15 protein-coding genes are annotated in these 25,698 nt (G+C 47.0%); 7 read left to right on the top strand and 8 right to left on the bottom strand.

Features of this window, described 5'->3' with window-relative positions; genetic code table 11:
• Positions 1-29 precede the first annotated feature (29 nt).
• From HGP28_RS02875 to HGP28_RS02865, 3 genes are all read left to right on the top strand, one after another.
• On the top strand, positions 30-926 hold the full coding sequence (locus HGP28_RS02875) for a LysR family transcriptional regulator (RefSeq protein WP_168834932.1): 897 nt from the start codon (positions 30-32) through the stop codon (positions 924-926).
• Positions 927-1,225: 299 nt separating this feature from the next.
• Positions 1,226-1,585, top strand: a complete 360-nt coding sequence (locus HGP28_RS02870; RefSeq protein ID WP_168834931.1) for a hypothetical protein — start codon at positions 1,226-1,228, stop codon at positions 1,583-1,585.
• A 326-nt stretch (positions 1,586-1,911) separates the two neighbouring features.
• Positions 1,912-3,519, top strand: a complete 1,608-nt coding sequence (locus tag HGP28_RS02865) for a DEAD/DEAH box helicase (protein ID WP_168834930.1) — start codon at positions 1,912-1,914, stop codon at positions 3,517-3,519.
• A gap of 78 nt (positions 3,520-3,597) precedes the next feature.
• Here the strand turns inward: HGP28_RS02865 and HGP28_RS02860 are convergent, their stop codons facing one another.
• The 3 genes from HGP28_RS02860 to HGP28_RS02850 form a co-directional block, all read right to left on the bottom strand.
• Positions 3,598-4,491 (bottom strand): dihydrodipicolinate synthase family protein, encoded by an 894-nt coding sequence (locus HGP28_RS02860; protein ID WP_168834929.1) that lies wholly within the window; start codon positions 4,489-4,491, stop codon positions 3,598-3,600.
• Positions 4,492-4,665: 174 nt separating this feature from the next.
• Positions 4,666-5,049 carry a DUF2541 family protein gene (locus HGP28_RS02855; RefSeq protein ID WP_168834928.1) on the bottom strand — a complete coding sequence of 128 codons (384 nt, stop codon included), beginning with the start codon at positions 5,047-5,049 and terminating at the stop codon, positions 4,666-4,668.
• 179 nt (positions 5,050-5,228) lie between these two features.
• Positions 5,229-6,170 (bottom strand): Dyp-type peroxidase, encoded by a 942-nt coding sequence (locus HGP28_RS02850; protein ID WP_168834927.1) that lies wholly within the window; start codon positions 6,168-6,170, stop codon positions 5,229-5,231.
• Between the two features lie 598 nt (positions 6,171-6,768).
• Here HGP28_RS02850 and HGP28_RS02845 point away from each other — a divergent pair.
• A complete protein-coding gene (locus tag HGP28_RS02845) occupies positions 6,769-8,589 on the top strand; it encodes an alpha-amylase family protein (RefSeq protein WP_211091868.1) in 1,821 nt (606 codons plus the stop codon).
• Between the two features lie 201 nt (positions 8,590-8,790).
• On the opposite strand, the gene HGP28_RS02840 is transcribed toward HGP28_RS02845, so the two are convergent.
• The 5 genes from HGP28_RS02840 to HGP28_RS02820 form a co-directional block, all read right to left on the bottom strand.
• Complete coding sequence (locus HGP28_RS02840; RefSeq protein WP_168834925.1) at positions 8,791-9,030, bottom strand: RNA recognition motif domain-containing protein; 240 nt, start codon at positions 9,028-9,030, stop codon at positions 8,791-8,793.
• A 129-nt stretch (positions 9,031-9,159) separates the two neighbouring features.
• Positions 9,160-11,850 (bottom strand): HTH-type transcriptional regulator MalT, encoded by a 2,691-nt coding sequence (gene malT / locus HGP28_RS02835; protein WP_168834924.1) that lies wholly within the window; start codon positions 11,848-11,850, stop codon positions 9,160-9,162.
• A 574-nt stretch (positions 11,851-12,424) separates the two neighbouring features.
• Positions 12,425-13,336 carry a polyprenyl-phosphate transporter gene (locus HGP28_RS02830; RefSeq protein ID WP_168834923.1) on the bottom strand — a complete coding sequence of 304 codons (912 nt, stop codon included), beginning with the start codon at positions 13,334-13,336 and terminating at the stop codon, positions 12,425-12,427.
• Positions 13,337-13,882: 546 nt separating this feature from the next.
• Positions 13,883-16,774 carry a LuxR C-terminal-related transcriptional regulator gene (locus HGP28_RS02825; protein WP_168834922.1) on the bottom strand — a complete coding sequence of 964 codons (2,892 nt, stop codon included), beginning with the start codon at positions 16,772-16,774 and terminating at the stop codon, positions 13,883-13,885.
• A 264-nt stretch (positions 16,775-17,038) separates the two neighbouring features.
• Complete coding sequence (locus tag HGP28_RS02820) at positions 17,039-17,212, bottom strand: hypothetical protein (RefSeq protein ID WP_168834921.1); 174 nt, start codon at positions 17,210-17,212, stop codon at positions 17,039-17,041.
• A gap of 150 nt (positions 17,213-17,362) precedes the next feature.
• On the opposite strand from HGP28_RS02820, the gene HGP28_RS02815 reads away from it, so the two are divergent.
• The 3 genes from HGP28_RS02815 to glgB all read left to right on the top strand — a co-directional run bounded on the left by HGP28_RS02815 (position 17,363) and on the right by glgB (position 25,249).
• Entirely contained in the window at positions 17,363-19,813 is a 2,451-nt protein-coding gene (locus tag HGP28_RS02815; RefSeq protein WP_168834920.1) for a glycogen/starch/alpha-glucan phosphorylase, read from the top strand.
• Between the two features lie 57 nt (positions 19,814-19,870).
• Complete coding sequence (gene malQ / locus HGP28_RS02810) at positions 19,871-22,054, top strand: 4-alpha-glucanotransferase (RefSeq protein ID WP_168834919.1); 2,184 nt, start codon at positions 19,871-19,873, stop codon at positions 22,052-22,054.
• Between the two features lie 1,056 nt (positions 22,055-23,110).
• On the top strand, positions 23,111-25,249 hold the full coding sequence (glgB, locus tag HGP28_RS02805) for a 1,4-alpha-glucan branching protein GlgB (protein WP_439333832.1): 2,139 nt from the start codon (positions 23,111-23,113) through the stop codon (positions 25,247-25,249).
• Positions 25,250-25,698: the final 449 nt, after the last annotated feature.

The following is a 25,698-nucleotide window of genomic DNA, read 5'->3' as shown; positions in this document are numbered from 1 at the left end:
AAAAGTTAGTTACTATTAGAAAATCTGATATGTGTAATTTGGACCAATTACAAATGCTGGTTTTGGCGGCGGAATTAGGATCGTTTTCTGCTTGTGCGCGTCGATTGGGCAAAGTTCAATCGGCGATTAGTCAAGGTATTGCGCATTTGGAAGCGGATCTGGCGATGACGCTGTTTGATCGCAGCACTCGCAAACCGACTCTCACCAGAGACGGCGAACGCATTTACCAGTGTGCAAAGGCGATTTTGCAACAAACAACCGAGCTGGAAAAAACCGCCGCAGCGATCCACGCTAAAGAAGAAGCGTTAATACGCATTGCCGTGGATAAAGCGATTCAGGTGCCACGGTTTTATGACGTTTTGGCTCGCTTTGCCCATGAGTTTCCACACACACAAATTGAGCTTTTAACTCTGGCGAGTACCGATATAGTGAAACAGCTGATTGCACATCGGCTCGATCTTGGAGTGATGTTTGCTGATCTCAGTTTTTGTCGTGATGTGGCTCTTTGCTACATTGGCAGCCTTGATTTTCACGCCGTGTGTCATCCTGACTATCCCCTTGCGTCGATGACACAAATCAGTGACAGCGATCTGTTGCCCTATAGACAGATGGTATTGCGAGGTGAGTATGGCAACTATGGTGGGTACGGTGAGGAACTTGCGCATTTCACTTCGCTGTCATCACGCACATGGTGGTGTAATAATTTTGAGTCCATGTTGACGTTAGTTGAAAAAAAACTCGGTTGGGCTTATTTACCTGTGACGCTCACAACAGACGCCCTTACGCAAAGACGATTACAGGCAATTGACGTCTCTTTTGATCACAAAACGTGGAACTTGCCCGTTGATCTGATCACGCAAAAAGGGGCAAATCATGGCCCTGCAATGCGCTGGTTGACGACGGAATTAAAAGAGCTACTGTCCTGACGGTTTCCAAAGTTTATACCCGTCCCACTTGAAGTGGCAGCGGTGTTGACTGGCACTCACAAACCTCATCACATAGCTTATCTATGCTCAGAGGCTTTGTTCGCTTGTCGCCTAGCTGCATCTTCAAGTTGTTTGGGTATAGCTAAGTAACTTGGGATGAGTTGGGTGGTTTACTGTGTCATCTATTACTATTTGGCGCTTTCTTTTTGTTGAACTTCACAATTTTACGATTGGAGTAAAATGGCAAGCTTTAGACGACTAACCTTTTAGAAGGTTATTTGATTTCAAGGAGTGTCATCATGTCCTGCTCTCATTCACACGGCGACAAGACGTTTTCCCACCAATCTCATGTTCATGGGCCAAATTGTGGCCACACTGCAATTCAACACGGCGATCACGTCGATTATCTGGTTGATGGTGTATTACACCATCCGCATGGTGATCATTGCGATGAACATGTTATCGCTATCGATGCAAAAAATCCGGAGCAATGCTCGCCTGTTGGTAAAGCCGACGAGCATATTCATGGCCCGGGCTGTGGTCACGAAGCGATCAAACATGGCGATCATATTGACTATATTGTTGATGGGCGCCTTCACCACCCTCATGGCGACCATTATGATGATCATGGGCCGGTGGAGTTGGTATTAGCCGACTGATTTGGCGGTATACCCGTCCCACTTGAAGTTGCAGCGGTGTTGACTGACACTCACAAACCTCATCACATAGCTCATCTATGCTCAGAGGCTTTGTTCGCTAGTCGCCTGCCTGCATCTTCAAGTTGTTTCGGTATAAAAGTAGTTTTCGATATTATTGTGACTGAGATTGAGGATGAAATAACGGGTTGTGAGAACAAAATCGACTTAACAAGAGACACAAGTAAAATAGCGGTTGCTTAGTTGCCACAAAAGCTCGAGAATGCCGGACTTTTGTTCGGTCAATCGTATTATTGACCGAACTACTTATTGATTACTGAGATATCACTATGAGTTTTGCGTCGTTAGGTCTTTCTTTACCCATTGTTAAAGCTGTTGAAAGCAAAGGGTATCTCACGCCATCACCGATTCAGGAACAAGCGATTCCTGCAGTTTTAGCGGGGCACGATTTGATGGCGGCGGCGCAGACGGGAACCGGTAAAACCGCAGGGTTCACTTTACCGATTTTAGAGCGCCTGACCAATGGGCCTAAAGTTAAGTCCAATCATATTCGCGCGTTGGTTTTGACGCCGACTCGTGAGTTGGCCGCGCAAGTCCAAGAAAATGTGTTTACCTACAGCATCAACTTACCACTCACCAGCGCGGTTGTGTTTGGCGGCGTCAAAATCAATCCACAAATGATGCGATTGCGTAAAGGTGCAGACGTTCTTGTCGCGACACCGGGCCGCTTGTTAGATTTGTATCAGCAAAATGCGCTGAAATTTTCTCAGCTTGAGGTTTTGGTGCTAGATGAGGCGGACCGCATGCTGGATATGGGATTTATTCGCGATATCGAAAAAATCCTCGCGCTGTTACCAAAGCGCCGTCAAACTTTGCTGTTTTCAGCCACTTTTTCAGATGAGATCCGCACGTTAGCCACGGGGTTACTCAACCAGCCAGTGGAGATTTCGGTCAGTGCACCGAACTCAACCGCGCGCACGGTCGAGCAGGCGGTGTATCCTGCGGATGTGAAGAAAAAGCCAATGATGTTGGCGAAAATGATTGAACAGGGTAATTGGCAGCAAACCTTAGTGTTTACCCGCACCAAGCATGGCGCAAATAAACTGGCGGCGTTTCTAAACGAGCAAGGCATTAGCTCCGCAGCCATTCATGGCAATAAAAGCCAAGGCGCTCGTACCAAAGCGCTCGCGGATTTTAAATCGAATGAGATTCGTGTGTTGGTGGCAACCGACATTGCCGCGCGTGGTATTGATATTCCACAATTACCACAGGTGGTGAATTTTGAATTGCCTAAAGTGGCAGAAGACTATGTTCACCGAATTGGCCGTACCGGACGCGCTGGCGAAACGGGCCATGCGATTTCATTGGTTTGCGCGCTAGAAGCGCCGGAACTGTTTGCGATTGAACGTTTAACGCAGCAAGTATTGCCGCGTTTGTCTCTTGATGGTTTTGTAGTGAGTAATAGCGTGCCTGAATCGAAACTGGATACACGCCCAATTAAGCCTAAAAAACCGAAAAAGCCCAAAAAACCGCGCGAAGGTAATGCGCAAAACGAGACGGCAAACGAGCGCGGCGAGTCATCGGTAAAGCAAGGCAACGCGGGGGCTGCGAAACGCAGTGGTCACTCACACGCTGGAAAGCGCCATCGTGGCAACGCAAAGGGTGGCAAGGCACAGAGAGGCAAGGCACAGAGAGGCAAGGCACAGGAAGGTAAGCCAAATTCAGGTAATCGCTCTGGTGATGAGGCGGTTCAGGGCAATAGCAAAAAGCCCCAAAGCCACTCGAACAAGGCCAAAAACCCGAGCCGAAAGCCTTCTAACTCTTCGCCGCAGCCAAACCAGCGTCAATCGTCGGGCCGTAAGTCAGATCAATCACAGACCCAGCGCGCACCTTCCAATCGTTCGGGACGTAAACCGTCACGACGTTCTGAAGCATAATTAGAGCCTAGATTCCTTCGCAGTTGTTTGACTGCGAAGGGTATAAAGCCCTGCAACGTCAAGTGGTAAAAATATCAGCTAGCGCAGTTTGAGCTCGCTTAAGAGTTGCGCCAAAGCTTGTTTGTCTCTACCTGAAAGGGCTTGTAGCGGCTCCGGCAGAGAAGGGGCTTTGACCAATTCCAATATTTCAGCGGCGGTTGCCATAACACGAAGGCCGCTGCCAAATTGTTTATACAAGCTCCAAATCGGTTCAAGTGTTTGCGAATGTTGGACCGCTTCCACCGCATATCCTTGTTGCGCAGCTCGGGTTATTGCCAGTGCTTGAGCGGGAAAGACGCCACCAAATTGTGAAAACCACGTGGAACACCCGGCATTTAACCCCGCTGCGCCGTACGGATCGCCACTGATCCCTAATGTGACGTGACTTGGCAACAGCGCTTTGAGTTGGGTGATACGAGCGTGGTTTTCTTCATCGCTAAGTGGCATACCAGGAATTTTGATACAACACACATGAGGCAGTGAGGCAATCTTCGCATAAAGATTGTCACTAAATTCATATTGCGTCGCCGCTGGATTACCGTAGACAATCAAAGGCAGCTCAACGGCGTTTGCAATCGCTTGATACAAGCCAAACACTTCTTCATCGTTAAGATGCTGGTATGACATTGGCGTGAGCATAAGCCCCGCAGCGCCAACGTGTTTGGCGTGTGCCGCTAGATTGAGGGTAGTTTGAGTCTCTTGTGCACTGATGCCCACGATAACGGGCAGGCTTTGGGCTTCTTCTACGGCAATGTCGGTGACTCTACGACGTTCATTTTCACTAAGATACGCGTAGCTCCCGGTGAATCCGAGCACGCTGATTGAGTCAACCTGTGCACCAACTAGGCGTTGTAATACTTGCCGATAATGCATTTCGTCGATCTGCTGGTGGTCCATGGGCGTCAAAGTGTAAGCACTTAATCCGGAAAACATGATGCCTCCTTGAGCAAAGAAAAGTGAGTGAGCGCGTTAGAGTGGCTTGGGTATAGACCTTGCCCATCTCACTATATGCCATCGCGGTGATATCCTTGAGTATAGGCGAGTGCTATAGCTCAGCCGTCTCACAGCTGATAGATTGAAGACATTTTGCTCAATGTGCTCATGCGATTAATCGCGCTCTTTACCGTAAACCCTCACACCGGCCGTTGAACCTTCTGAATTACCATAGACATCAATGCTTTTTACACAGCGCTGGCGGCCAAAGTAGCGCCAGCGACTATGCTCATCTTCATTGAGTTTGCTGTAAAATTGATACGTTTTATCGTCGCCATTTTGAAATTTGACCACCACTTTGCGCAGCTTAAGATCTTTTTCGGCCTTGATTTGGAATGCGTTGGTATAACGACAAACCAAAAGCGGTATTTTGGCTGCACTCCGACTGTGCTCGAGTAAAATGGTCCGGCCTAACGTGAATTTTTCGTCAGCATTGGCAGAAGGGATGGTTAGCAGCAGACTAAGCACTGTGGTGGAAAATAAGGCTATTGGTTTCATCAGGGTATCGCTTTCAAAAATAATCAACCCACTATGTTGGTGGGTTGAGTTGAATGAGAGGCGTATCCTACATCGCCTTGGTAAAGGCCACTAGCAAAGGTGCGGGTTCTAGCCAAACTCTGGCACAGCATTGACAGTCGCTTTACCAAAGCGTTGTGAATACTCATTGCGGCATCTGGTTAATCGTCAAATTGGGCCTCAAGAAAAGCGCGTGGAGGAACAAAAAAATTGTTGCCTGTCTTTGCTTCGACGAAATCAAGTAACCGGTCGTAGTGACCTTCCTCATCTGCCGTTATCATCTGAGTGAGAGAAATCGTGAGTGTGCTGGCACTGGCGACGAAGCCAACAAACATGGTGCCGTGTTCAATCGCGTTGCCGTAAGGCCGGTTTTGGCGAAACATTTTGATCTCTTCATCATCGACAATCACTTTACTTTTAGCGTTATGCGCCCAAGCGGGTTTGTCATCGTCGCTCAACTCAATGTCATCGAGTTTGGTTCGGCCAACCACCTGCTCTTGATATTCGGTGCTTTGCGCGTCCCATAGACCCTGGCGGTCAATATACCGCTGTACGGTTAGATAGCTGCCACCAACGTGCGCGTCATCGCCATCACCGACTAAGACCCAAGAGGCACGCTGTTCGTACTCAGGGTTTTCTGTGCCATCAACAAAATCAATCATGTCGCGGTTATCGAGGTAACGATATCCCTGAGTATCTTCAATCAGTTCGGCGATAGGGGAAAGCGCCGTCGCACAGTATTTGGCCACTTGAAAATTAAGATCCATGCGCGACGATTTCACCATAATGAAGATGTCGCCAGCGGTTGAGGGGAAGTGGCGGTCCCCATCCGTCATTTCAACAAAATCCGCCAGCTCTGGTGGCAGAGGCGTGTCGGGAAATGCCATTTCCCACGCTTTTTTGGAAAAGCCGATTGTGACAGTTAAATGCGCATCATCATCTTTGTGACGCAAAGATTTTTCGATGCCGCCAAGTTGGCCCAATGCATCGCCAATTTCTTCGACGTTGAACCACTGATCTCTCAAAACAAAGGTGAGAAAGTCGGCGTGAGTACTTGGGTCACTTAAAACCCCAGGCTGAGCTAAAGCGGCTAAATGTGTCATGACATTCCTCGTTATCTTGTGCAACTTAAGGCTGATATCCTGCCAACAGCCTTCTTAAACCCTTTTCACTTGAAGCTGCAGGGCTTTTCTATAAAAAATTAAGGGACCGACTCTACATAGTTTATCTATGTTCACGAAGTGCTCAGAGGCTTTGTTCGTTTGTCACCTACCTGAAACTCCAAGTTGTCTGGGTATAGGTATAGTCAATATCGAGCTAAGAAATCGCGCCACAGGTGAGACGTTTTAACAATTTTTGCTGATGTATCAACGGCAGCTTACGACACAAGGGCGTGATCTCGATTGCAAACAGGCACAATAGTACCTCATCATTTTTGCGTAAGTTTTGTCTCTACTGCGGAATGATACGTACATTATTGGTGATTTGGTTCACGTTTTGGGGCTGACTACGCCCCGTTTTTGTGATCTTGATTCAGTTGGAGTGGGTGGCAGGACTATCTACGCCCCTTGCCTACGCCTCGTGCGATATTGTTAATGGATGAGGTGCCGCTTCCCATTCTATTCCAAGATTAACCACAATGACTCGCTCGAGAATGTAATGACCGAGCGTTTACGGCGAATTCAGATCGGGGGGCCGACCATGAATAATAAGAAAATCGTTTATCAGGTATTTACACGCCTATTTGGCAATACCAACACGCACAATGTTGCTTGGGGCACCATTGAAGAGAATGGCGTGGGGAAATTCAGCGATTTTACCGATACCGCCCTTAACTCCATTAAAGCTCTGGGTATCACCCATATATGGTACACCGGAGTGCCACATCATGCGTTAGTTGGCGACTATCAAGACGTTGGCATTACTTGCGATCACCCTGCTGTGGTCAAAGGGCGCGCTGGCTCACCCTACGCGGTGAAAGATTACTACAACGTCAATCCAGATTTAGCCCAATCGCCTGCAGAGCGTTTGGAAGAATTTAAAGCGCTGATTGATAGAAGCCACAAAGCGGGGCTTAAAGTTGTGATTGATATCGTGCCCAATCATGTTGCACGTAACTATCACGGCTTAACGAACCCGTTGGGTGTTGAGGATTTTGGTGCATCAGACGATACGTCACTGACGTATCACAAAGATAATAATTTTTACTACTTAGTTGATCAGGCTTTTGAACTGCCGACATATCCAGAGCACAGTTTGCCACTGGGTGGTCGTCCATCAAGTATGAGTGATGTGCCATACGTTGAAAAACCGGCGCGCTGGAGCGGTAACGGTGCTCGCAAGGCAAAACCGGAATTTGATGATTGGTATGAAACCGTCAAGATTAATTACGGCGTGCGCCCTGATGGCACAAAAGATTTTCCTTCACTACCAAATGATTTCGAGCAATGGGATCAAATGGCACGTTATCGATTTTGGCAAGAGAACTCGGTTCCCGATTCATGGCGTAAATTTCGCCATATTGCCGAATATTGGTTGATGCTAGGCGTCGATGGTTTTCGTTACGATATGGCTGAGCTTGTGCCAGTTGAATTTTGGAGTTATTTAAACACAGCAATTAAACATCTCGATAATGAAGCGTTTTTGATGGCTGAGGTTTATCAGCCTGCGCTGTATCGGGATTATATCCAACTTGGCGGTATGGATTGTCTGTACGACAAAGTGGATCTTTACGACACTCTGAAAGGGGTGATTCAAGGTAAGCAAAGCAGTGATGCGATTGCGAACGTACAAGCGCAATTGGCAGATATTGACGCTTCTATGCTGCGATTTTTGGATAACCATGATGAACAGCGTCTTGCCAGTCCACAATTTGCAGGGGATGCCAATTTTGGCAAGCCTGCCATGCTGTTGTGTACCGCACTGGGTCGTGGCCCCGCCTTGGTCTATTTTGGCCAAGAAGTTGGTGAGCCGGGCGAGGGGGATATGGGTTTTGGCCGCCAATCTCGAACCTCGATCTATGACTATTGCGGTGTTCCTGCGCACCAAAGATGGATGAATGGTGGACAATTTGATGGTGGACAGTCGAGTGACAATGAACGCCAATTGCGCGCCTTTTATCAGCGATTGCTTAATTTGACGTTAACGGAATCCGCCTTTGACGGCGACTATGTCGATTTGCACGTTGAAAATCGCCAGCGAGGTGGGAACTACGATGAGCGCATGTTTGCGTTTGCTCGAAGTGACGATTCTCAACACTTGCTGATATTCAGTCATTTCAGTGACAAAGACAAACCTATGGTGACACTGCATATCAATCAGATGTGGGTTGATAAGTGGCAATTGCAACCGGGAGAATACTGGTTGAGAGATAGGCTTGCGGTCGAAAATAGTTCAGCAAACTGCGCTCGGCTAAGTGTTACAAAGCAGGCAGCAACCTTGTTCGTGCCCGCACCAGCTTTTGCAGCAAGTGTATTTGATGTGAGTTTGGCTTTGTCAGAAGTGACAAGAGCTGCTAATTAGACCCAATCCCCCAATGAGAACCAGTGGCGCTCTACTGCCCTTGAGCGTCACTGGGGATCATTTTTACCCACTTTTTAGGCCGATACCCAAACCACTTGAAGCTACAGCGCCACGTTGTTTGGGTAATCGGCTTAAGCCCTTCCAAGATGCGTGGTTCAGCGAAAATGATTTATTTTTGCCTGTGAGTTAACTCTCGCTAGCTTAGCTTTGTGCTGGCTTGACGCGAATTTTGTTTTTGGCAAATGTTGAGAGGTTTAGCGCATTCATCGCTTGTTTTGCCTCTGCTTCATCGGGCATTTCGACAAAGCCAAACCCTTTTGATTCACCTGTTTCGGCGTCAAGAACTAGGGTGCACTCTTTGACGGTACCAAAATCTTGAAATAGGGTACGCAGTTCATGTTCTGATGTGGTGCGAGCAAGGTTTCGAACAAGTAATTTCATTGTGGTTTGTCATGTTGTGATGAATTCTTTATTGTCGCGGTTTGTGGCTATAAAGCCAAGCGTTGTTTGTGGATAAAAAAAAGAAAACCACCCGAAGGTGGCTCTCTGCTTTGAAATGACATTAACTGACTAAAATTGAATCGATTTTATCATCTTGTCAGCAATCGCAATGGCTTGATCACGATTGGTAATTTGCAGTTTTTGATACAAATTACGAATGTGGGTTTTGATGGTGGTAAGAGCTACGTCAAGTTCGGCAGAAATTTGATCGTTGCTGTATCCCGAGTAAATCAGCCCCAGTACTTGCCATTCACGAATGGTTAGGTGACTTACTCTGACCGCGGCAGGGAGGTTATCGCTTGCCAGTAATTTCTCGACTAACGCTTCATCGAAATGCACCGCGCGTGACATTGAACTGCGATTAAACGACTCCAAAACCGTGCGGGCTTGGTGGCGTACAATCACATCAACATCACTCATTTTTGCAATGCGGGTTAAAACGCCTTGCAGATGGTTTCTGTCGAGGTAAAAGCAGATCAGAATATTTGAATGGCTTGATAAGCTCATGGCTTGAATCAACGTCTCTTGCGCAGCTAACGTTTGGCCATCTTGTTCTTGAATTGCCGCAAGCAAGGAGAGCACACGTTGCACATCTGCGCTCAATTGCAGCGCTTGGCTCTGCTCAAGTGCTTGATGCAAAATGGTGTAAGCCATATCAATGTCGCCACACAATGCATGCGCTCGCGCGAGGTTGCGGTACTGCAATTGTTGGAAATGGTTGTTGGCTTTTTCAGGGACTTCTGCATCCTCAAGCCACTGTTTTGCTAGGTGTGGCTGGTCTTTCAATTGCCATAACACCAATTGAGCGTTGTACACTTTAGCGCGCCAATCAAGATGACACTCGGTCAGACCGAGTAAATGTTGGCACTGTTCAAGGTGGCGTTCTGCTTTATCTAGCTCGCCACGCGCCAACGCGACATTCGCGAGCATGGTATACGCGGGAATCGAGCGGTGCGCTTCATAGTAAGAGAGCACATCCATGCTGCGTTGCGCGAGCTGCTCAGCTTCGTCTAAACGATGCAGACTCCAACAAATTTGCGCTCGTAGTCGAAGCATGAATTCGTGTAGAGGCACTTGTTCAAGATGGTGGATCTCAATCAATTCCTCGGCTTTGTCTAAGCTATCGAGCGCCAACTGCATTGAGCCACGTGCCATGTAAATTTCACATTGCTGCAGTAGAGCCCATAAGGCTTGTTGGTAAACATGGTGCTGGCGCGCCAGTTTCTCTGATTGTTGCATCAGAGTCAGCGCGCGGTTGAGCGTGCCAAGACAATGATAAACTTCTCCAATGACGGATGTGGCGACAATGCGGCTGCGATAAACATCGGTTGGCAACTGAGCAAACGCTTTTTCGCTGAGTTCCAACGCTTGTTCAGGGCGGCCTTGGTTAATCGCGACCTGCGCCATCAACGCATTGAACTCTCCTTGTTCACTTTCGGCAAGCTCGATAGCGCGAGCTTTCATTTCCCGCATACCGATCTCAATCAATTCACCGACGTGGTTGTAACGGTGTTGTGATTGAACCAGCCAAGCTTTTAAGAGCACTAAGCGTGGCTGAGTATAGAGTTCATCATCGGTCAGGGTTTCTAGAGCGCGGCTTAATAGGCGAATATGCCCATTATTAAACAGATGCCAACCGTGACTGCGTAGCACGTCGACACGAATACGACTTTCGCGAGCATCCAGCGCGGTGGTTAATGCCAATGTTGGGTTATTAACGCTTAGCCAAGCCTGCACCGCTTTTTCGCGTAGTGTGTTTTCCATCCCTGGAAGTAATTTTTGTCGTTGGTGCGACAAAAAGTTACCAAAGAGGTTGTGGAAGCGATACCAATTGCCTTCCACGCCAATATTAACGATAAACAGTCCCTGACGGTGTAAATCCAACAAAGTAGCGAGGGCATCCTCACGACCTGTCAGCATTTGTGCCAGCTCTGCGTTGAAGCGGTCCAATACCGAGCATTGCATAAGAAAAGTGCGGCTCGACTCATCGAGTTGGTCAAACACCTCTTCGGCAAGGTAATCCCATAAGTGAGGCAGTGTATTGGCGCGGTCAAATGTGGGTACCGTTTCTCGGTGTGCACTATTCATTGCGATTAATTGCATAGCCGAAGGCCAGCCTTCAACTTGCTCGCGTAGAGATTTTCCGTGTTCAGCGAGACGCGCATCAAATTGGCGAAGAAAACGATCCGTTTCTTCTTCATCAAACGCCAATGATGGGTTATCAATTTCCAGCATTTTGCAATGAACACGAAGCGCAGCAACCCCTAGAGGTGGTTGAGTTCGTGAGGTGATGACGAGCGTAAGGTTTTCTGGCGCGTGTTTGAGAAAGTGGGTCAGTGCTTTATGAATTTCATCTTCAGTGATGAAATGGTAATCATCCAGCGCTAAGTATGCGTGTGCTTTCCAGCTCGTTAGTTCACCAAGTAATTGATTAAACAAACTGGTTAAATTGTTAAATTGGCCTTTCTCAGCCATGGTTGCTGTTTTCGCGCAGCAGTCATTTGTGGCTAAATTAAGAGCCTTGACAAAATAGTTGGCGAACGAAAAGGCATCATTATCTCCCTCGTCAATGCTAAACCAGCCCATATTCGGCTTATCGTCTAGCCATTGCGCGGCCATAGTCGTTTTACCAAATCCAGCCGGTGAGTGAAATAACACAAGTTTATGCTGTTTCGCTTGCGCCAGTTGATTGAGCAAGCGTGGTCGTAAAATCGCATTGTGTAATGCACTGGGAGCAGTAAGCTTTGATGGAATCCACATAATAGAACACCTAAATCGCAGTTTGTGTATGCTCTTGCTGGACTATTTTTTCTGGATGCTAGGTGGCGATGACAATCCTATTGTTTTAGGACAATTATCCGTTGTCATTGCGAACCTATTTGTCACCCTTGCAGGTCACACATGCAGCCAGATCCCCCATAGAAAAAAGCAAGGCTTACATCGATATTGTTATTTCCCCGCTACTTTTGATTAACCTGTCAAATAGCGTGGTTTTCGAACCGATTATCCGGGATCTAATGCCATACCACACATCATGAAGGTAAAAACTGAGAGGTTGATCATTAACTGAGGGAGGATTTGGTGAGATTTAGTGCGCTGTTTATCAGAAAAATCTGACCTAGAGACGAATTAGAATGGTTTTGAACCGAACTTTGTTTTGTTAACAGTTGACTAAATCTACGTCGTGAATCGACGAATGGAACAGCGTACTTGCATCTATTACACTAAATTCGTGCTGCAGATCACGAATGATTCTGCAGCACATTGATGCTCGAGGGTTTGGCTCATTTACCGCCGCCTACAACGCAAAGTTGTGTGGGTATTGAGCGGTTTGTTATCTTTGCGCAATTTTTTCCAAGGACAGAACGAGAGTGATGGCGACCAACATCATGACAATCGCAATACCAAGTTGAGCAGGTTGCGCCGTAATGGCTTCGAATTCAAATGGTGAGAGATTGCGCTCCAATAACGGCACTTGCTCTCCGCTGGAATTGGTGCGCCATGTTAAGGTCTCTTTCCAAGGCCAAATTTTTGGTAAGGTGCCTATCATAAGGCCGGTGAGAAACATCAAGGTAGCGTCACGAAAACGCGATAATAGCCAAGAGAGTAGGTGGGAGAAGGATAAAATGCCCACGACACAACCAAATAAGAAGAGCGCAAGGATATCAATTTGGAATCCTTTAACAGCGGCAAGTACCGGCCCATACATGCCAATCAGTAATAAAATGAAGCTACCGGAAATACCCGGTAAAATCATGGCGCAAATCGCGATTGCACCAGAGAGTAGGATGTTGAGATAGGTAGGTTCGAGATGTAACGGATTGAGTACCGTAATACCATAGGCAAACGCGATACCGCCGCACATTAGCAGAAACGCGACACCATTTTTACGCTCCACTTGACGCACAATATGATAAACCGAGACTAAGATAAGACCAAAAAAGAAAGCCCAAACTGGGATGGGGTGAAATTCCAATAACCAGGTAATGAGTTTGGCTAACGTGGCAATGCTAATAAAAATACCACTAAATAACGCGGCTAAAAATCCGGCATTAATGTGTGCGAGTGAGGATTTAATGCCCTCATTTTTTAATCTTTTGATTAATGAAGGGTTAATACGACGAATACTTTCTAGCAAGGTGTCATATATACCCGTAATAAAGGCAATCGTGCCACCGGATACGCCGGGAACAACATCGGCAGCGCCCATGGCGATACCTTTAAAAAAAGTCGTTAAGTAATTCATTTTTAAATTAAATTTTGATTAATGCTAGCAAGTATACACTGTGATTTATGAAAACACTATGTTATGGCAAGTTCAAATCGTTTATCCCATGTTTACTTGACGCTGTAGGGCTTTTCATTGCGAACAAAGCTGATGAGATAAGTCATTCTCACTGAACCGCTCACCTTGAGGTGACTTGGGTATATACTCAGAAGCTTTGTTGATTTGTCACCTGGCTGTCACTCCGAGTTGCTTGAAGTTAGGCTGAGCTTTCGTTTTGAATATTGAGTGAGATAATATGAAAGAATGAAAATTCGCATTGTGCAAATAAGTGCAAATTGCAATTGCATAATGCGCAAAACCTGACTTGACGATGGTGCATCCCTCGCAGGGATCACAAAAATAGTGCATTTAGATGTGGCACAAATTCTGCAAAGAGACGTTTGACCCTTCTTAAGCCGAGGGTCACCTAGCCAACTGACGTTGTTAGTGAATAGTCATTGTTCACATCATACATGAGCCAAACGCGAATATTGCGGGTGGCTTTTTTTTTGCCTTATATCCTACTCAATTTTCAGTCTCATCAGAGGTCGAGCTGAAATTTGTTACTGTTTCAATATCACAAGCAAGCTGTTTCGCTAAGCTCAAAGCCGCAGGGCGGCCTGATAATTGAAGCTTTTGATACAAATGGCGAATGTGGGTTTTGACCGTTGATGGTGCCACATTAAAATGACGGGCAATTTGATCATTTTTCCATTTCGCTCTTATTAAATCAAACACTTGCCATTCTCTCTCGGTCAGCGCTTCATGAATGCCATAACGGGCCAATATGCCTTGGTGGAGCAATTTAGCCACGGTGTCATGATGAAATAATGGCACAAAAGGGGGCGGGCAAGAGATCGAATGCGCCGCAGGATGACGTAATGCAATGCGCTGCAAAGATTGCTGCATTTGGTAATAAGAGGATTCTGTCTTCTGCGTTGCAACGCTTACCGGTGCGTTTTTATCCTGTTTTGTTTGATTTGAGGCTGAGGTTGCCGAACTCTTTGCGCTATGTTGACGAGCAGCAGCCAAGTGATGCGCTAAGGCCGATGCTGATAAGTGCGGTGACTTGGCTTGAGAAAGTGCTTCAGCGATGGCACAAATTCTTGAGTATTTCTCGAGATAAAATTCGCCATAACTGACTGTATCAAGGTTCAGTGAGATCAAGTGGTGTAAGCGGTCCAACACGGCATCAACGTTCGCTAATTCAGAATAAAGCGAGGCACTGAGCCACAAATGGCGCTGAACTTCGAGCCATAATTGATTGCGCTGGGCTCTTTGCTGCTGCTGATCTAATAATGTGAGCGCTTCTTTACTACGGCCGAGATAGTGATAGGCCAGTGCAACATTTCGCCATTGGGCGTGGGCGGTAGCATCGTTTCGCTCAGTTTCTCGCTCTGCGCCTTCGAGCCAGTGTTTTAGTTTTACTGGCTGATCACGCCAATATTCAATCAATAATCGAGATATTGCTACGTTGAGCGTCAGTGATCGTTTTAACTCGGCGGTTTGAGATAATAGATGGGCCATGCATTGTGCAAACGACTCAGACTGTTCAAGTGAAAATGTAAGCAGCGCGCAGTAATAATCGTGTTCTATTTGTGAGGGTACGTTGGCGTTGTTTGGCTGCGAGCGCTCCTTGGTGAGAAGTGAGTCCGCAAGTCGATTCCATTGCCCGGTAGTGGCAAAATGATGATGCTTGATTTGATACCAATTTTCTTGGGTTGCGCTGGGCAGTCCTGATGTCTTCGAGATTAATTGCTCTGTGCGCGTTATAAGATAATCGACGTTAACCATCTGGGCGCTGCTCAACTGACAGTCGATTTGCAACAATAAAAAAGCAATGCTGAGATCATGCCACTGCTGTTGACGGCAGTGTTTCTCACCTTGTTGGGCGAGTGCGTGGCTGCGCTCAAGCTTTCCTTGATATTGATAGACTCGTGCTAATGTGAGCGTGGCTAAAAGCTGGCTACGTTTATGCAGCTGCGGGCTATTAAATAGTGCCATTTGGGCCAGTCGCTCTGCTGGCGCGATTTGTTTATTTCGCCAGGCTAAATCGGCTTTGATGGCTTGTACGTCACTGGCGATGGTCTCACGTTGCTGAGGTGGAAGTGATACCAGCGATTGTTCGAGTTGATGACTGAGCTGATGGGCTGATTCACTTTGGCTGCGCCACCAAAACATCAGTAGAAGCAGATTGCTATTTAAGCCAATGGGTGGCAATAAAGCGAACGCTTGCGCCATTTGATGGTTCGGTATCATGGCAAGTAAGGTCGTACCGTGATGGGTTAACAAAGTTTCAAGCGTTTGAGGGCATTCGCTTTTAATCGCATGAGCTAGCGCGCGTTTAGGGGAAAGGCTTGCCCAGCCCTGTGTGGCAATTTGGTGTAACTGCGCAAGGGAAAATGGACGTAATTGTTGGTATTTGATCTGATAAAATCGCTGAAGTATGGCCGAGAGTGACCAACATTCGATGCCATTTTCGGTTAACGGCGACGCCACAGGTAGTTGCTGCAATTCTTCGAACCAGTGATTGTTTTTTTGCAGTTGTTGGCCAAGCTGAGTTAAGACACTGGAATGCACCTCATCAACCATGCTGAGCGCCATCGCTACGTCACGCTGGCTCGTACTGAGTGGTTGCCAAAACTCTTCTTCGCAATAGTGCCAGAGTGAACACTGGGTTAATGCCAGTGTGGTGTTATCGTCTTCGGTGATCCAACTCGGCGGTTGGATTGCAAAGCGTAGTAATTGCAAAAGCGCAGGGTGTCCTTGAGTCAATTGAAACAAACGTTCACAGCGTGACGGATTGAGTCCTTGTGGAATAAGCCATTGCCGGCACTCATCTTGCGTAAATAGCAGTGAGTGAATATTCAGTGTGTGAACGGTTTTTTTCAGACGTAAATGACCCAGTGCAAGTACAGGGGTTTGGCGACTGATGAGGACAATGGTGAGATGCGCCGGTGCGTTTTCAAGTAACGTGCGCGTAATCTCATCACCTGAGGTCTCGGTAAGCCAGTGGTAATTATCAATCACCAGAATGGCAAGCGTACGGATTTGGTAACAGCTATGGATGATGGCTTGATAAATTTGCTGTTGCTGTTGCTGTTGCTGTTGCTGTTGCTGCTTGTGATGACGATGACGCGGTGAAGTGGCTGCGGGCGTCTTATCGGCTAATAATGCCAGTGCATCAATAAGCTGTTGTGCATAATCGAGAGCGTTATCTTGGGTGAGATTAAGCCATACGCAGTTTGAATACGCGTTAACCCACTGAGCGATTAGCGTTGTTTTGCCAATACCAGCCGCGCCACTACAAAGAAGAAGATCGAAATGAGGGGCTCGATTCAAGGGCTCAATCAGTCGAGTTCGATAAAATGCTTCTTTATCAGGGGTGGGGTAAGTGTAAACATGACGTTTGGCCATGATGATCGTCCTAATCTTATACCCAAGTAATGTCAAGATGCACTGAACCCTGCGTTTTGAAGTCACCCGGCTATATCACTTTATCTTGTGTAAGGCCGCTGCGTAATATGACTCTCATGATCACTGCAGCGCTGCTGACTCTTCAAATTCGATCTCGCGATAATGATGTGAACTCACTCTCATTCGCAAAGAAATTATAAAACATAGGGATTATTCTTCTCATTTTCTCATCCCTAAATTGTTCTCCTCCCTAAATTTGTGATCTTAATCACCGTGAGAGGTCGCTTGAGTGTCAGGTGCGGTTTCATTATGCGCAATAAATACCATCTCGATAGCGTGAAAATCCAAAAATGTGATCTGAATAGAGTGGAAAATCTTGATTAAAATCGCATCACTTTTCGTGATCTCAATCACGGTTTGTTGGGGTTTCTCTATCATCTTGTGACGACGCTCTTGCTTTTGGCGTTGCTCAGACTCTCTACGCCCCTCCTCCTCCTCCTAATCGCCTTTCAATAGGGAGGAGGCGAACTTGCTCCGTGCAACGCAAACTTGCTGCAACTGAGTAAAATCAACGACGAGAGTTATGTGATGACAAAACAACCTCATGCGTTTGACAAAAACGCTTTTCAACTAAGTGTTCAAAAGCACTTGTCAGCGACTTATGCCCACACAGTGGAAAACGCTGATAGCCGCGCTTGGTACCTTGCAATGGGCCGCGCTCTAGCTGAAATTACCACCATCAATCTGCTTGAAACTGAAGCAGATGAGCGCGTGGTTAATGCGAAAAGTGTTAACTACCTGTCTCTAGAATTTTTGATTGGCCGTTTGACGGGCAACAACCTGATTAACATGGGCCTTTATGAGTCTGTGACTGAAGCAATGGCAGAGATGGGTCAAAACCTGACTGATCTGCTTGAAGAAGAGCGCGATCCTTCACTGGGTAACGGCGGTCTTGGTCGTCTAGCTGCGTGTTTCATGGACTCACTGGCTGCGCAAGAATTCCCATCAGTAGGCTACGGCTTACACTATGAATACGGCCTATTTAAGCAATCTTTTGCGGAAGGTCGTCAACAAGAAGCACCTGACGCGTGGCGTGGTGTGGAAGGTTACCCATGGGAAGTTGCTCGCCCTGAATTAGCGCAAGAAATTGGCTTCTATGGTCACGTTGAAAGTTACGATGACAACGGCGTGCAACGTCGTCGTTGGGTGCCTTCAATGTATGTGAAAGCAATGCCTTGGGATGTGCCTGTTGTGGGTTATCAAAGCAACACGGTTTACCCATTGCGTTTGTGGGAGTGTCAAGCAATTGCACCATTCTCACTAGAAAGCTTCAACAATGGTAACTACTTCGAAGCGCAGCACGCTCTGATTGACGCGGGCAATATTACTAAAGTGCTTTACCCGAACGATAACCACGAAAAAGGTAAAACACTGCGTTTGATGCAGCAGTTCTTCCACAGCTCAGCATCAGTACGCGATATTCTACGTCGTCATCTTGACGCTGGTTTAGCGCTTGCGGATCTGTCTAAGCAAGAAACGATTCAGCTTAACGACACGCACCCAACGATCGCGATTCCAGAATTGATGCGTATTTTGATGGATGAGTACCACCTAGATTGGGACGCTGCGTGGGCGATTTCAAGCAAGACATTTGCTTACACAAACCACACCTTGCTACCTGAAGCGTTGGAAACTTGGAGTGAGTCACTGATTCAACACCTATTGCCACGTCACATGGAGATCATCTATGAAATCAACCACCGCTTCCTACAAGAAGTGCGTGCAAAATGGCCTGGTGATGTTGCTAAACAGCAAAAACTATCCATCATTCAAGAAGGTTTCAACCGTGTAGTTCGCATGGCAAACCTATGTGTTATCGGCTCTTATGCGGTTAACGGCGTAGCGGCACTTCACTCAGAATTGGTAAAACGTGACCTATTCCCTGAGTTCGATGCGCTATACCCAACACGTCTTCATAACGTGACTAACGGTGTGACACCACGTCGTTGGTTGAAGTTCTGTAACCCAGGTCTTTCTGAGCTTGTATCAGAAATCGTGGGCAACGATTGGCCAAAACACCTAGAGCAGCTTGAAGCCGTTTCTCAGTATGCAAAAGATGCAGCGTTCCAAAAACGCTACATGGCTGTAAAACGTGAGAACAAACAGCGTCTTGCGGATTGGGTGAAAACAAACTTGGATATCGAAATCAGCGCTGATGCTATTTTCGATGTACAAATCAAGCGTTTGCACGAGTATAAGCGTCAACACTTGAACCTATTGCACATCTTGTCTCTGTACCATCGCCTGCTCAACGAGCCTGGCTTTGATATGGCACCACGCGTTGTGTTCTTTGCTGCAAAAGCGGCACCTGGTTACCACCTAGCAAAAGAAATCATTTTTGCCATCAATAAAGTGGCAGAAAAAGTGAACAACGATCCACGTATCGGTGGCAAGTTGAAAGTGGTCTTCATTCCTGACTACCGCGTGAGCATGGCTGAGATGATCATTCCTGCGGCGGATGTTTCTGAGCAAATCTCGACAGCAGGTAAAGAAGCATCAGGTACGGGCAACATGAAGATGGCGCTAAACGGTGCATTGACCATAGGTACAATGGACGGTGCTAACGTTGAGATCCGTGAAGAAGTGGGCGACGACAACATCTACATCTTTGGTCTTGAAGTCGATGAAGTTGAAGCGCTGAAAGCACAGGGCTACAACCCATTTGAATACTACCACGCCGATCCGCTGCTAAAAGCATCAATGGATTTGTTGTTAGGTGAAGAGTTCACTCCAGGTCAACCAGGTCTGCTTCGTGCGACTTACGACAGCCTACTGGATGGCGGTGACCCATACTTGTGTTTGGCAGACTTCGCGTCTTATGTCAAAGCACATGAAGCGATGGACAAGCAGTACCGTGATAAAGCGGGCTGGGCTCAGAAGGCCATCTTGAACACCGCGCTGGTGGGTAAGTTCACATCAGACCGCTCGATTCGCGATTACGTCGATAACATTTGGCAGCTAAAAGCTATCAATCGTTAATCTAAACCATGCCCGCAAGTTTCAAGCTTGCGGGCTTATCTACTTTTCGGAGTCAATATGCAAACGTCAAGCGTATTACACAAAGTGGCCAAACAAGCAAATCTGGCCGATTCATATAAAAGTGCTTGGGGTGATGAAGCGAAAGTCTCTGATGAAACCTTGCGCCGTTTACTTGCCTCACTCGGTTATGACGTGAGTAGCGATGAAGCACTGTTAGCATCAGCAGAAAAAATCCATCAGCCTGAATTGTTGCCGAATGTGGCTGTATGGCGTGATGGTGACGCTGCTGAAGTGATGCTCAACTTAGCCAACACTGCACGAATTGGTGATTTTTCTTGGACCCTGCGTTTAGAAAGTGGCGAAACCCTATCGGGTTCTGTGGCTGAACAAGTGCAGCGTGACGAGCGTGATAATGATGGCGCGGTCTATTTTTCTTTACCGCAAACATTACCATGGGGTTACCACCACCTCGAAGTCACTCGTAAACGTCGTAAAGCCCCTTATGTTATGACACTTATCCGCACGCCTCGCGCGTGTTTCAAGCAGCCTGTGCTTGAACAAGGACAAAAAGTGTGGGGCCCAAGTATTCAGCTTTACACCTTACGCTCAAATCATAACTGGGGTATGGGTGATTTTGGTGATCTCAAACAATTGGTCAGTGACATTGCGTCACGTGGCGGTCAATTTGTTGGTTTGAACCCTATCCATGCGTTATTCCCTGCAAACCCTGAATCGGCGAGCCCATACAGCCCGTCGTCACGTCGCTGGCTCAACATTCTTTATATTGATGTGGGTTCAGTGCCAGAATTTTCACTCAGTGCTGAAGCGCAGCAACAAGTCGGCAGCGATGAATTCCAAGCGCGTCTGCAACATGCACGTGATGCGCACTGGGTTAACTATAGCGAAGTGCGCGCGCTCAAAATGAGTGTATTGCCGCTGCTCTTTGCTGAATTTAAGTCACGTCATCTTGATCAAAACACCGCGCGCGCTCAAGCCTTCTTGAACTTCGTTGAGCTTGGTGGTGATAGCTTGCGTCATCAAGCGGCATTTGATGCTTTGCATCAACATCTGCGTGAAGATGACGAGAACTCTTGGGGCTGGCCTGCCTTCCCAGAAGGTTATCGCCATTACACCACAGAGCAGACTCAAGCGTTCATTGCAGAGCACCAAGCTGAAGTACAGCTATTTATGTACCTACAATGGATTGCTGATTGCCAAATTCATGAAGCGCAAGCGCTGGCTGAAGAGAAAGGCATGTCGATTGGTTTGTATCGCGACCTTGCGGTGGGTGTATCGGACGCAGGCAGCGAAACGTGGGCTGACGAAGGCAACTTGGTGTTGGATGCAAGTATTGGCGCGCCACCAGATGTGCTTGGTCCACTGGGTCAAAACTGGGGCTTGCCACCATTAAACCCAAATGCATTGATGAAAACGGGTTACGATGCGTATGTCCAACTGCTTCGCGCGAATATGAATCATTGTGGCGCATTGCGTATTGACCATGTGCTGGGTCTGCTACGTTTGTGGTGGATTCCAAAAGGTGAAAAAGCGACCGAAGGCGCGTATTTGTACTACCCAGTGCAAGATATGTTAGCGATTTTGGCTTTGGAATCACATCGTCATCAATGCAGTGTGATTGGTGAAGATTTAGGTACAGTGCCAGACGAAATTGTTGACTTGCTTCGCGATGCGGGCGTGCATTCATACAAGGTCTTCTTCTTTGAGACCTCAGAAACGGACGGTGGCTACATTTCGCCAAGTCATTATGCGGCGCAATCGATGGCTGCGCTCTGTACTCACGATATGCCAACACTACGCGGGTTCTGGCATTGTGATGACTTAAAAATGGGTGAACAGCTTGGTCTTTATCCAGACGCGGCTCAGTTGCAAGGCCTGTTTAATGATCGTCTAAAGAGCAAGCAAGCCATTTTGGACAGTGTGCGTTGGCACGGTTTGTTGCCAGAAGGTATCGGCCATGATGCGCAGTATGTTCCGATGGACTGGCACCTCAGCGAAGCACTGCAATTGCATCTTGGTGCGGGATCGTCGGCGCTGTTTAGTGTGCAATTGGAAGATTGGCTTGAGATGGATAATCCGGTCAATATTCCAGGTACGGTGGATGAGTACCCCAACTGGCGTCGTAAATTGAGTGTCAATCTAGAAGATATTTTCTACCAAGAAAAAGTGAATCACTTAGCGGGCCAATTAACACGAGCTCGTGCAAACGCAAGCCAGAAATAATGCCTTCGCCCCACTTTGGTGGGGCGTTTTTATTCCGCATTATACTCGTTCTACTTGAAGTTGCAGGGGTGTTGACGGGCACTCACAAACCTCATCACATAGTATCTCTATGCTCAGAGGCTTTGTTCGCGGGTCGCCTACCTGCATCTTCAAGTTGTTTGTGTATGGGTTTTTGAAAGTTAATCAATTTAACTTTTTGTTTTGTAATGATTAATTATCGTTCTTGCGTTAAAAAATGAAAGCTATTTACATTGTAAATCGTACTTTCCTTGCCTAATGGAATGCTGATACTCAAGTTGTCACTTAAAGGTAAAGAGTCGCGTTTGGGTTTGAGCTAAATAGCCGTGATATGAGACGTTTCATTTCTTGTTTTGGCTGTATTGGCCCCCTGTGATATTCACACATAGGTAATGGTCCCATCACCTGCTTGTTCTTTGTCCAAACGAAGATTTTATTCTTGGCTTTTGTGATCTGACGTCGCATTTGTAGGTTGATTGTAGTGGTAACAGACCTTAACAATAGGTGTTGTAAAATCCTTTCAATATAATGCAACTACTTGAGTAATAAACTACCCTTTGAAGGGCTGTCCCAAATGTGGGACAACAACTATACCCAAACCATTTGAAGATGCAGGTAAGCGGCACACGAGCAAAGTCTCTGAACATGGATAATCTATGTGATGAGGTTTGTGAGAGTCAGCCAACAACGCTGCACCTTAAAGTGGGAAGGGTATGTATCAAGAGTTGTTCTTCAAGTGGGTGCCATTTAGGTATAGGTGTCGATTTCAAAGAAAATCGATGAATTAACGCATTTGGTTGAGGCTATCTTAAAGGCGAAAGGGCATGGGGTAGTCTGGGGTGAGAATATTTCCAATTTCGAACCAAAATGTTTATCAATCAGATGCAATTTGTTCCGAGAGTGGAACGTTTTGCTGTCGGTGGCCTTGAGATGAAGGGGCATTCAACAGGACCGCTTGGCGCATAAGTCATTATGGCTAGGGAGATAGGTGTGAAAACCAAACAAAAACGCAATAAATTTACTGACAAATTAGCTCAGTTGGCTGTCGCACGATGCGCCGATCCATTTTCAATTCTTGGCCCATTTATTAGTGAGAAATCGGGCTCACTTCGTGTTTGGATGCCAGGTGCAACTGCTGTCAGTGCTGTACTTGATGATGAGCAACGTATTCCGTTGACGGAGCAGGCGACAGACACGTTTGTGCTTACCCAGCCACTAGACTTACACCTTACTCATTATCGTCTTGCTGTGGATTGGAATGGCGTCGAGCAAATTATCGACGATCCGTATCAGTACCACAGTTTGTACGCAGAATACGAAGAGCTTCACACACCCAAGCAGATGTACCATCACATGGGTGCCCAATTCATTACGCTTGAACGTGGTGGTCAGGTGATTGAAGGGGTGCGTTTTCTAGTGTATGCCCCACATGCGTCGGCCGTGAGCTTGATTGGTAGCTTTAACCATTGGGACGGGCGCCGTCATCCGATGCAGCGTCTTGACTACGGTATCTGGGGATTGTTTATTCCAGATCTGAAGGAAGGGGTGCAGTATAAATTTGAAATTAAAGGGCCAAATGGCGAAAGCTTGCCTCATAAAGCTGACCCGTGGGGCTTCCAATCTGAGCAATACCCTTCTTTTGCGTCTGTCACTTATGACCATGACCGTTATGACTGGCAAGATCAGGCATGGCAGAATCGCCCTGTAACGGAAAAACGCAAAGAAGCGTTATCATTTTATGAACTGCATGCTGGCTCGTGGAAGCGCAATGACGATGGTTCTTACCTTAATTATCGCGAACTAGCGGATGCGCTAGTGCCGTATCTGGTTGATATGGGCTACAGCCATGTCGAGCTAATGCCGATTGCAGAGCACCCATTTTACGGCTCTTGGGGTTATCAGCCAGTAGGATTGTTTGCACCGACGAGCCGCTATGGCTCTCCCGATGACTTCAAATATTTTGTTGATGTCTGCCATAAAGCGGGAATCGGCGTGGTGCTCGATTGGGTACCAGCCCATTACCCCTCTGACGACCATGGTCTGAATACCTTTGATGGTACTCCGTTATACCATGACCCTGATCCTCGTCGTGGCTGGCATCAAGACTGGAAATCGTTTATCTATGATTTGGGCCGTGAACACGTTCGTCGTTTCCTTGTATCGAACGCACTGTACTGGTTTGAGCAATTCCACATCGATGGCATTCGTGTCGATGCTGTTGCCTCGATGCTCTACCTTGATTATTCGCGCAGTCACGATCAATGGGTACCTAATATCGATGGCGGCAATGAAAACTACGACGCTATCGCAACCCTTAAATGGATGAACGAAGAAGTTTACAAGCACTTCCCGAACGCAATGACGATTGCGGAAGAGTCAACCGCGTTCCCAGGTGTTTCTGCGCCAACGTTCTTGGGTGGATTGGGCTTTGGCTTTAAGTGGAATATGGGATGGATGCATGACAGTCTTTCGTATATGCGCGAGGAGCCAGTGCATCGTAAATATCACCACAACACCATCACTTTCCCGTTGGTGTATGCACACAGTGAAAACTACGTGCTATCGCTTTCGCACGATGAAGTGGTGTATGGCAAAGGCTCGATACATAACAAGATGCCGGGTGATGAATGGCAACAGACGGCAAATTTAAGAGCGTTCTACGGTTACATGTATGGTCAGCCGGGTAAAAAGCTTAATTTTATGGGCGCAGAGTTAGGTCAAACTGGGGAATGGAACCATGACGATCAACTGCAGTGGTTCTTATTGGATTTTGAACGTCATCAAGGGGTTCATAGTCTGATGCGTGATTTGAACCATTTGTATCGAGATCAAACGGCATTGCATGATCAAGATTGTGTGCCGGCCGGTTTTGAGTGGCGTCTTCACGATTGTGCAGACAGCAGTGTGCTGGCTCATGAGCGTATTAGTGAAGCGGGTGAGCGTATTTTGGTTGTAACGAACTTCACGCCAGTGCCACGTGATGAGTTCCGCCTTGGCGTGCCAAACCTTGGTGATTATGAACTTCTGCTTAATACCGATGCAAAAGCGTATGGTGGTAGTGATTACGAGGTGGCTTCTGTGCTCAAAGCAGAGGCTGTTGAGAGTGAAGGGCTGGATCAATCGCTGAGTTTGACCCTGCCACCACTATCGACCTTGTACTACAAACTGAAGCGTTAATTCGCGTCAGGTGATAAAAAAAGCGCCATTGTGGCGCTTTTTTTATCAATGTATGTGGAGACGGCGCTGATGAATTGATGCTCAAGTCGCAGTATATTTCGAACTCACTCTGGCAGCATTGATTTTAAAATGCGACAAAACAGCTTAGAGCTAAGATTAACCACAGTAGCATAGTGAGCCAGTAGCTCGTAGGCTCCTTATCACGATGCAACTCTCGATGCAGCCAAACACGCCCTGTGTACATATCCCATGCTAACCACAAAAGTAATACGATACCTAACCCAGTGTAAAATGACATAATGTCCTCGAATCCGTATCTACCCGTCCCACTTGAAGTTGCAGCGCTTTTCTTTGAAAAATTAAGGGGCTGACTCTCACAAACCTCATCACATAGTTCGTCTATGTTCACGAAGTGCTCAGAGGCTTGGCTCGTTTGCCGCCTGGCTGTA

Origin of the sequence: Vibrio agarilyticus (assembly GCF_012641465.1) — a bacterium.
GTDB lineage: Bacteria > Pseudomonadota > Gammaproteobacteria > Enterobacterales > Vibrionaceae > Vibrio > Vibrio agarilyticus.
The sequence above is the reverse complement of the archived record's forward strand: the minus strand, read 5'-3'. Positions and strand labels throughout refer to the sequence as shown.

Excerpts from the sequence above, each read along its gene's own strand:
- HGP28_RS02875 (WP_168834932.1), top strand. The coding sequence starts at position 30 with ATGTGTAATTTGGACCAATTACAAATGCTGGTTTTGGCGGCGGAATTA.
- HGP28_RS02870 (WP_168834931.1), top strand. The coding sequence starts at position 1,226 with ATGTCCTGCTCTCATTCACACGGCGACAAGACGTTTTCCCACCAATCT.
- HGP28_RS02865 (WP_168834930.1), top strand. The coding sequence starts at position 1,912 with ATGAGTTTTGCGTCGTTAGGTCTTTCTTTACCCATTGTTAAAGCTGTT.
- HGP28_RS02860 (WP_168834929.1), bottom strand. The coding sequence starts at position 4,491 with ATGTTTTCCGGATTAAGTGCTTACACTTTGACGCCCATGGACCACCAG.
- HGP28_RS02855 (WP_168834928.1), bottom strand. The coding sequence starts at position 5,049 with ATGAAACCAATAGCCTTATTTTCCACCACAGTGCTTAGTCTGCTGCTA.
- HGP28_RS02850 (WP_168834927.1), bottom strand. The coding sequence starts at position 6,170 with ATGACACATTTAGCCGCTTTAGCTCAGCCTGGGGTTTTAAGTGACCCA.
- HGP28_RS02845 (WP_211091868.1), top strand. The coding sequence starts at position 6,769 with ATGAATAATAAGAAAATCGTTTATCAGGTATTTACACGCCTATTTGGC.
- HGP28_RS02840 (WP_168834925.1), bottom strand. The coding sequence starts at position 9,030 with ATGAAATTACTTGTTCGAAACCTTGCTCGCACCACATCAGAACATGAA.
- malT (WP_168834924.1), bottom strand. The coding sequence starts at position 11,850 with ATGTGGATTCCATCAAAGCTTACTGCTCCCAGTGCATTACACAATGCG.
- HGP28_RS02830 (WP_168834923.1), bottom strand. The coding sequence starts at position 13,336 with ATGAATTACTTAACGACTTTTTTTAAAGGTATCGCCATGGGCGCTGCC.
- HGP28_RS02825 (WP_168834922.1), bottom strand. The coding sequence starts at position 16,774 with ATGGCCAAACGTCATGTTTACACTTACCCCACCCCTGATAAAGAAGCA.
- HGP28_RS02820 (WP_168834921.1), bottom strand. The coding sequence starts at position 17,212 with ATGATAGAGAAACCCCAACAAACCGTGATTGAGATCACGAAAAGTGAT.
- HGP28_RS02815 (WP_168834920.1), top strand. The coding sequence starts at position 17,363 with ATGACAAAACAACCTCATGCGTTTGACAAAAACGCTTTTCAACTAAGT.
- malQ (WP_168834919.1), top strand. The coding sequence starts at position 19,871 with ATGCAAACGTCAAGCGTATTACACAAAGTGGCCAAACAAGCAAATCTG.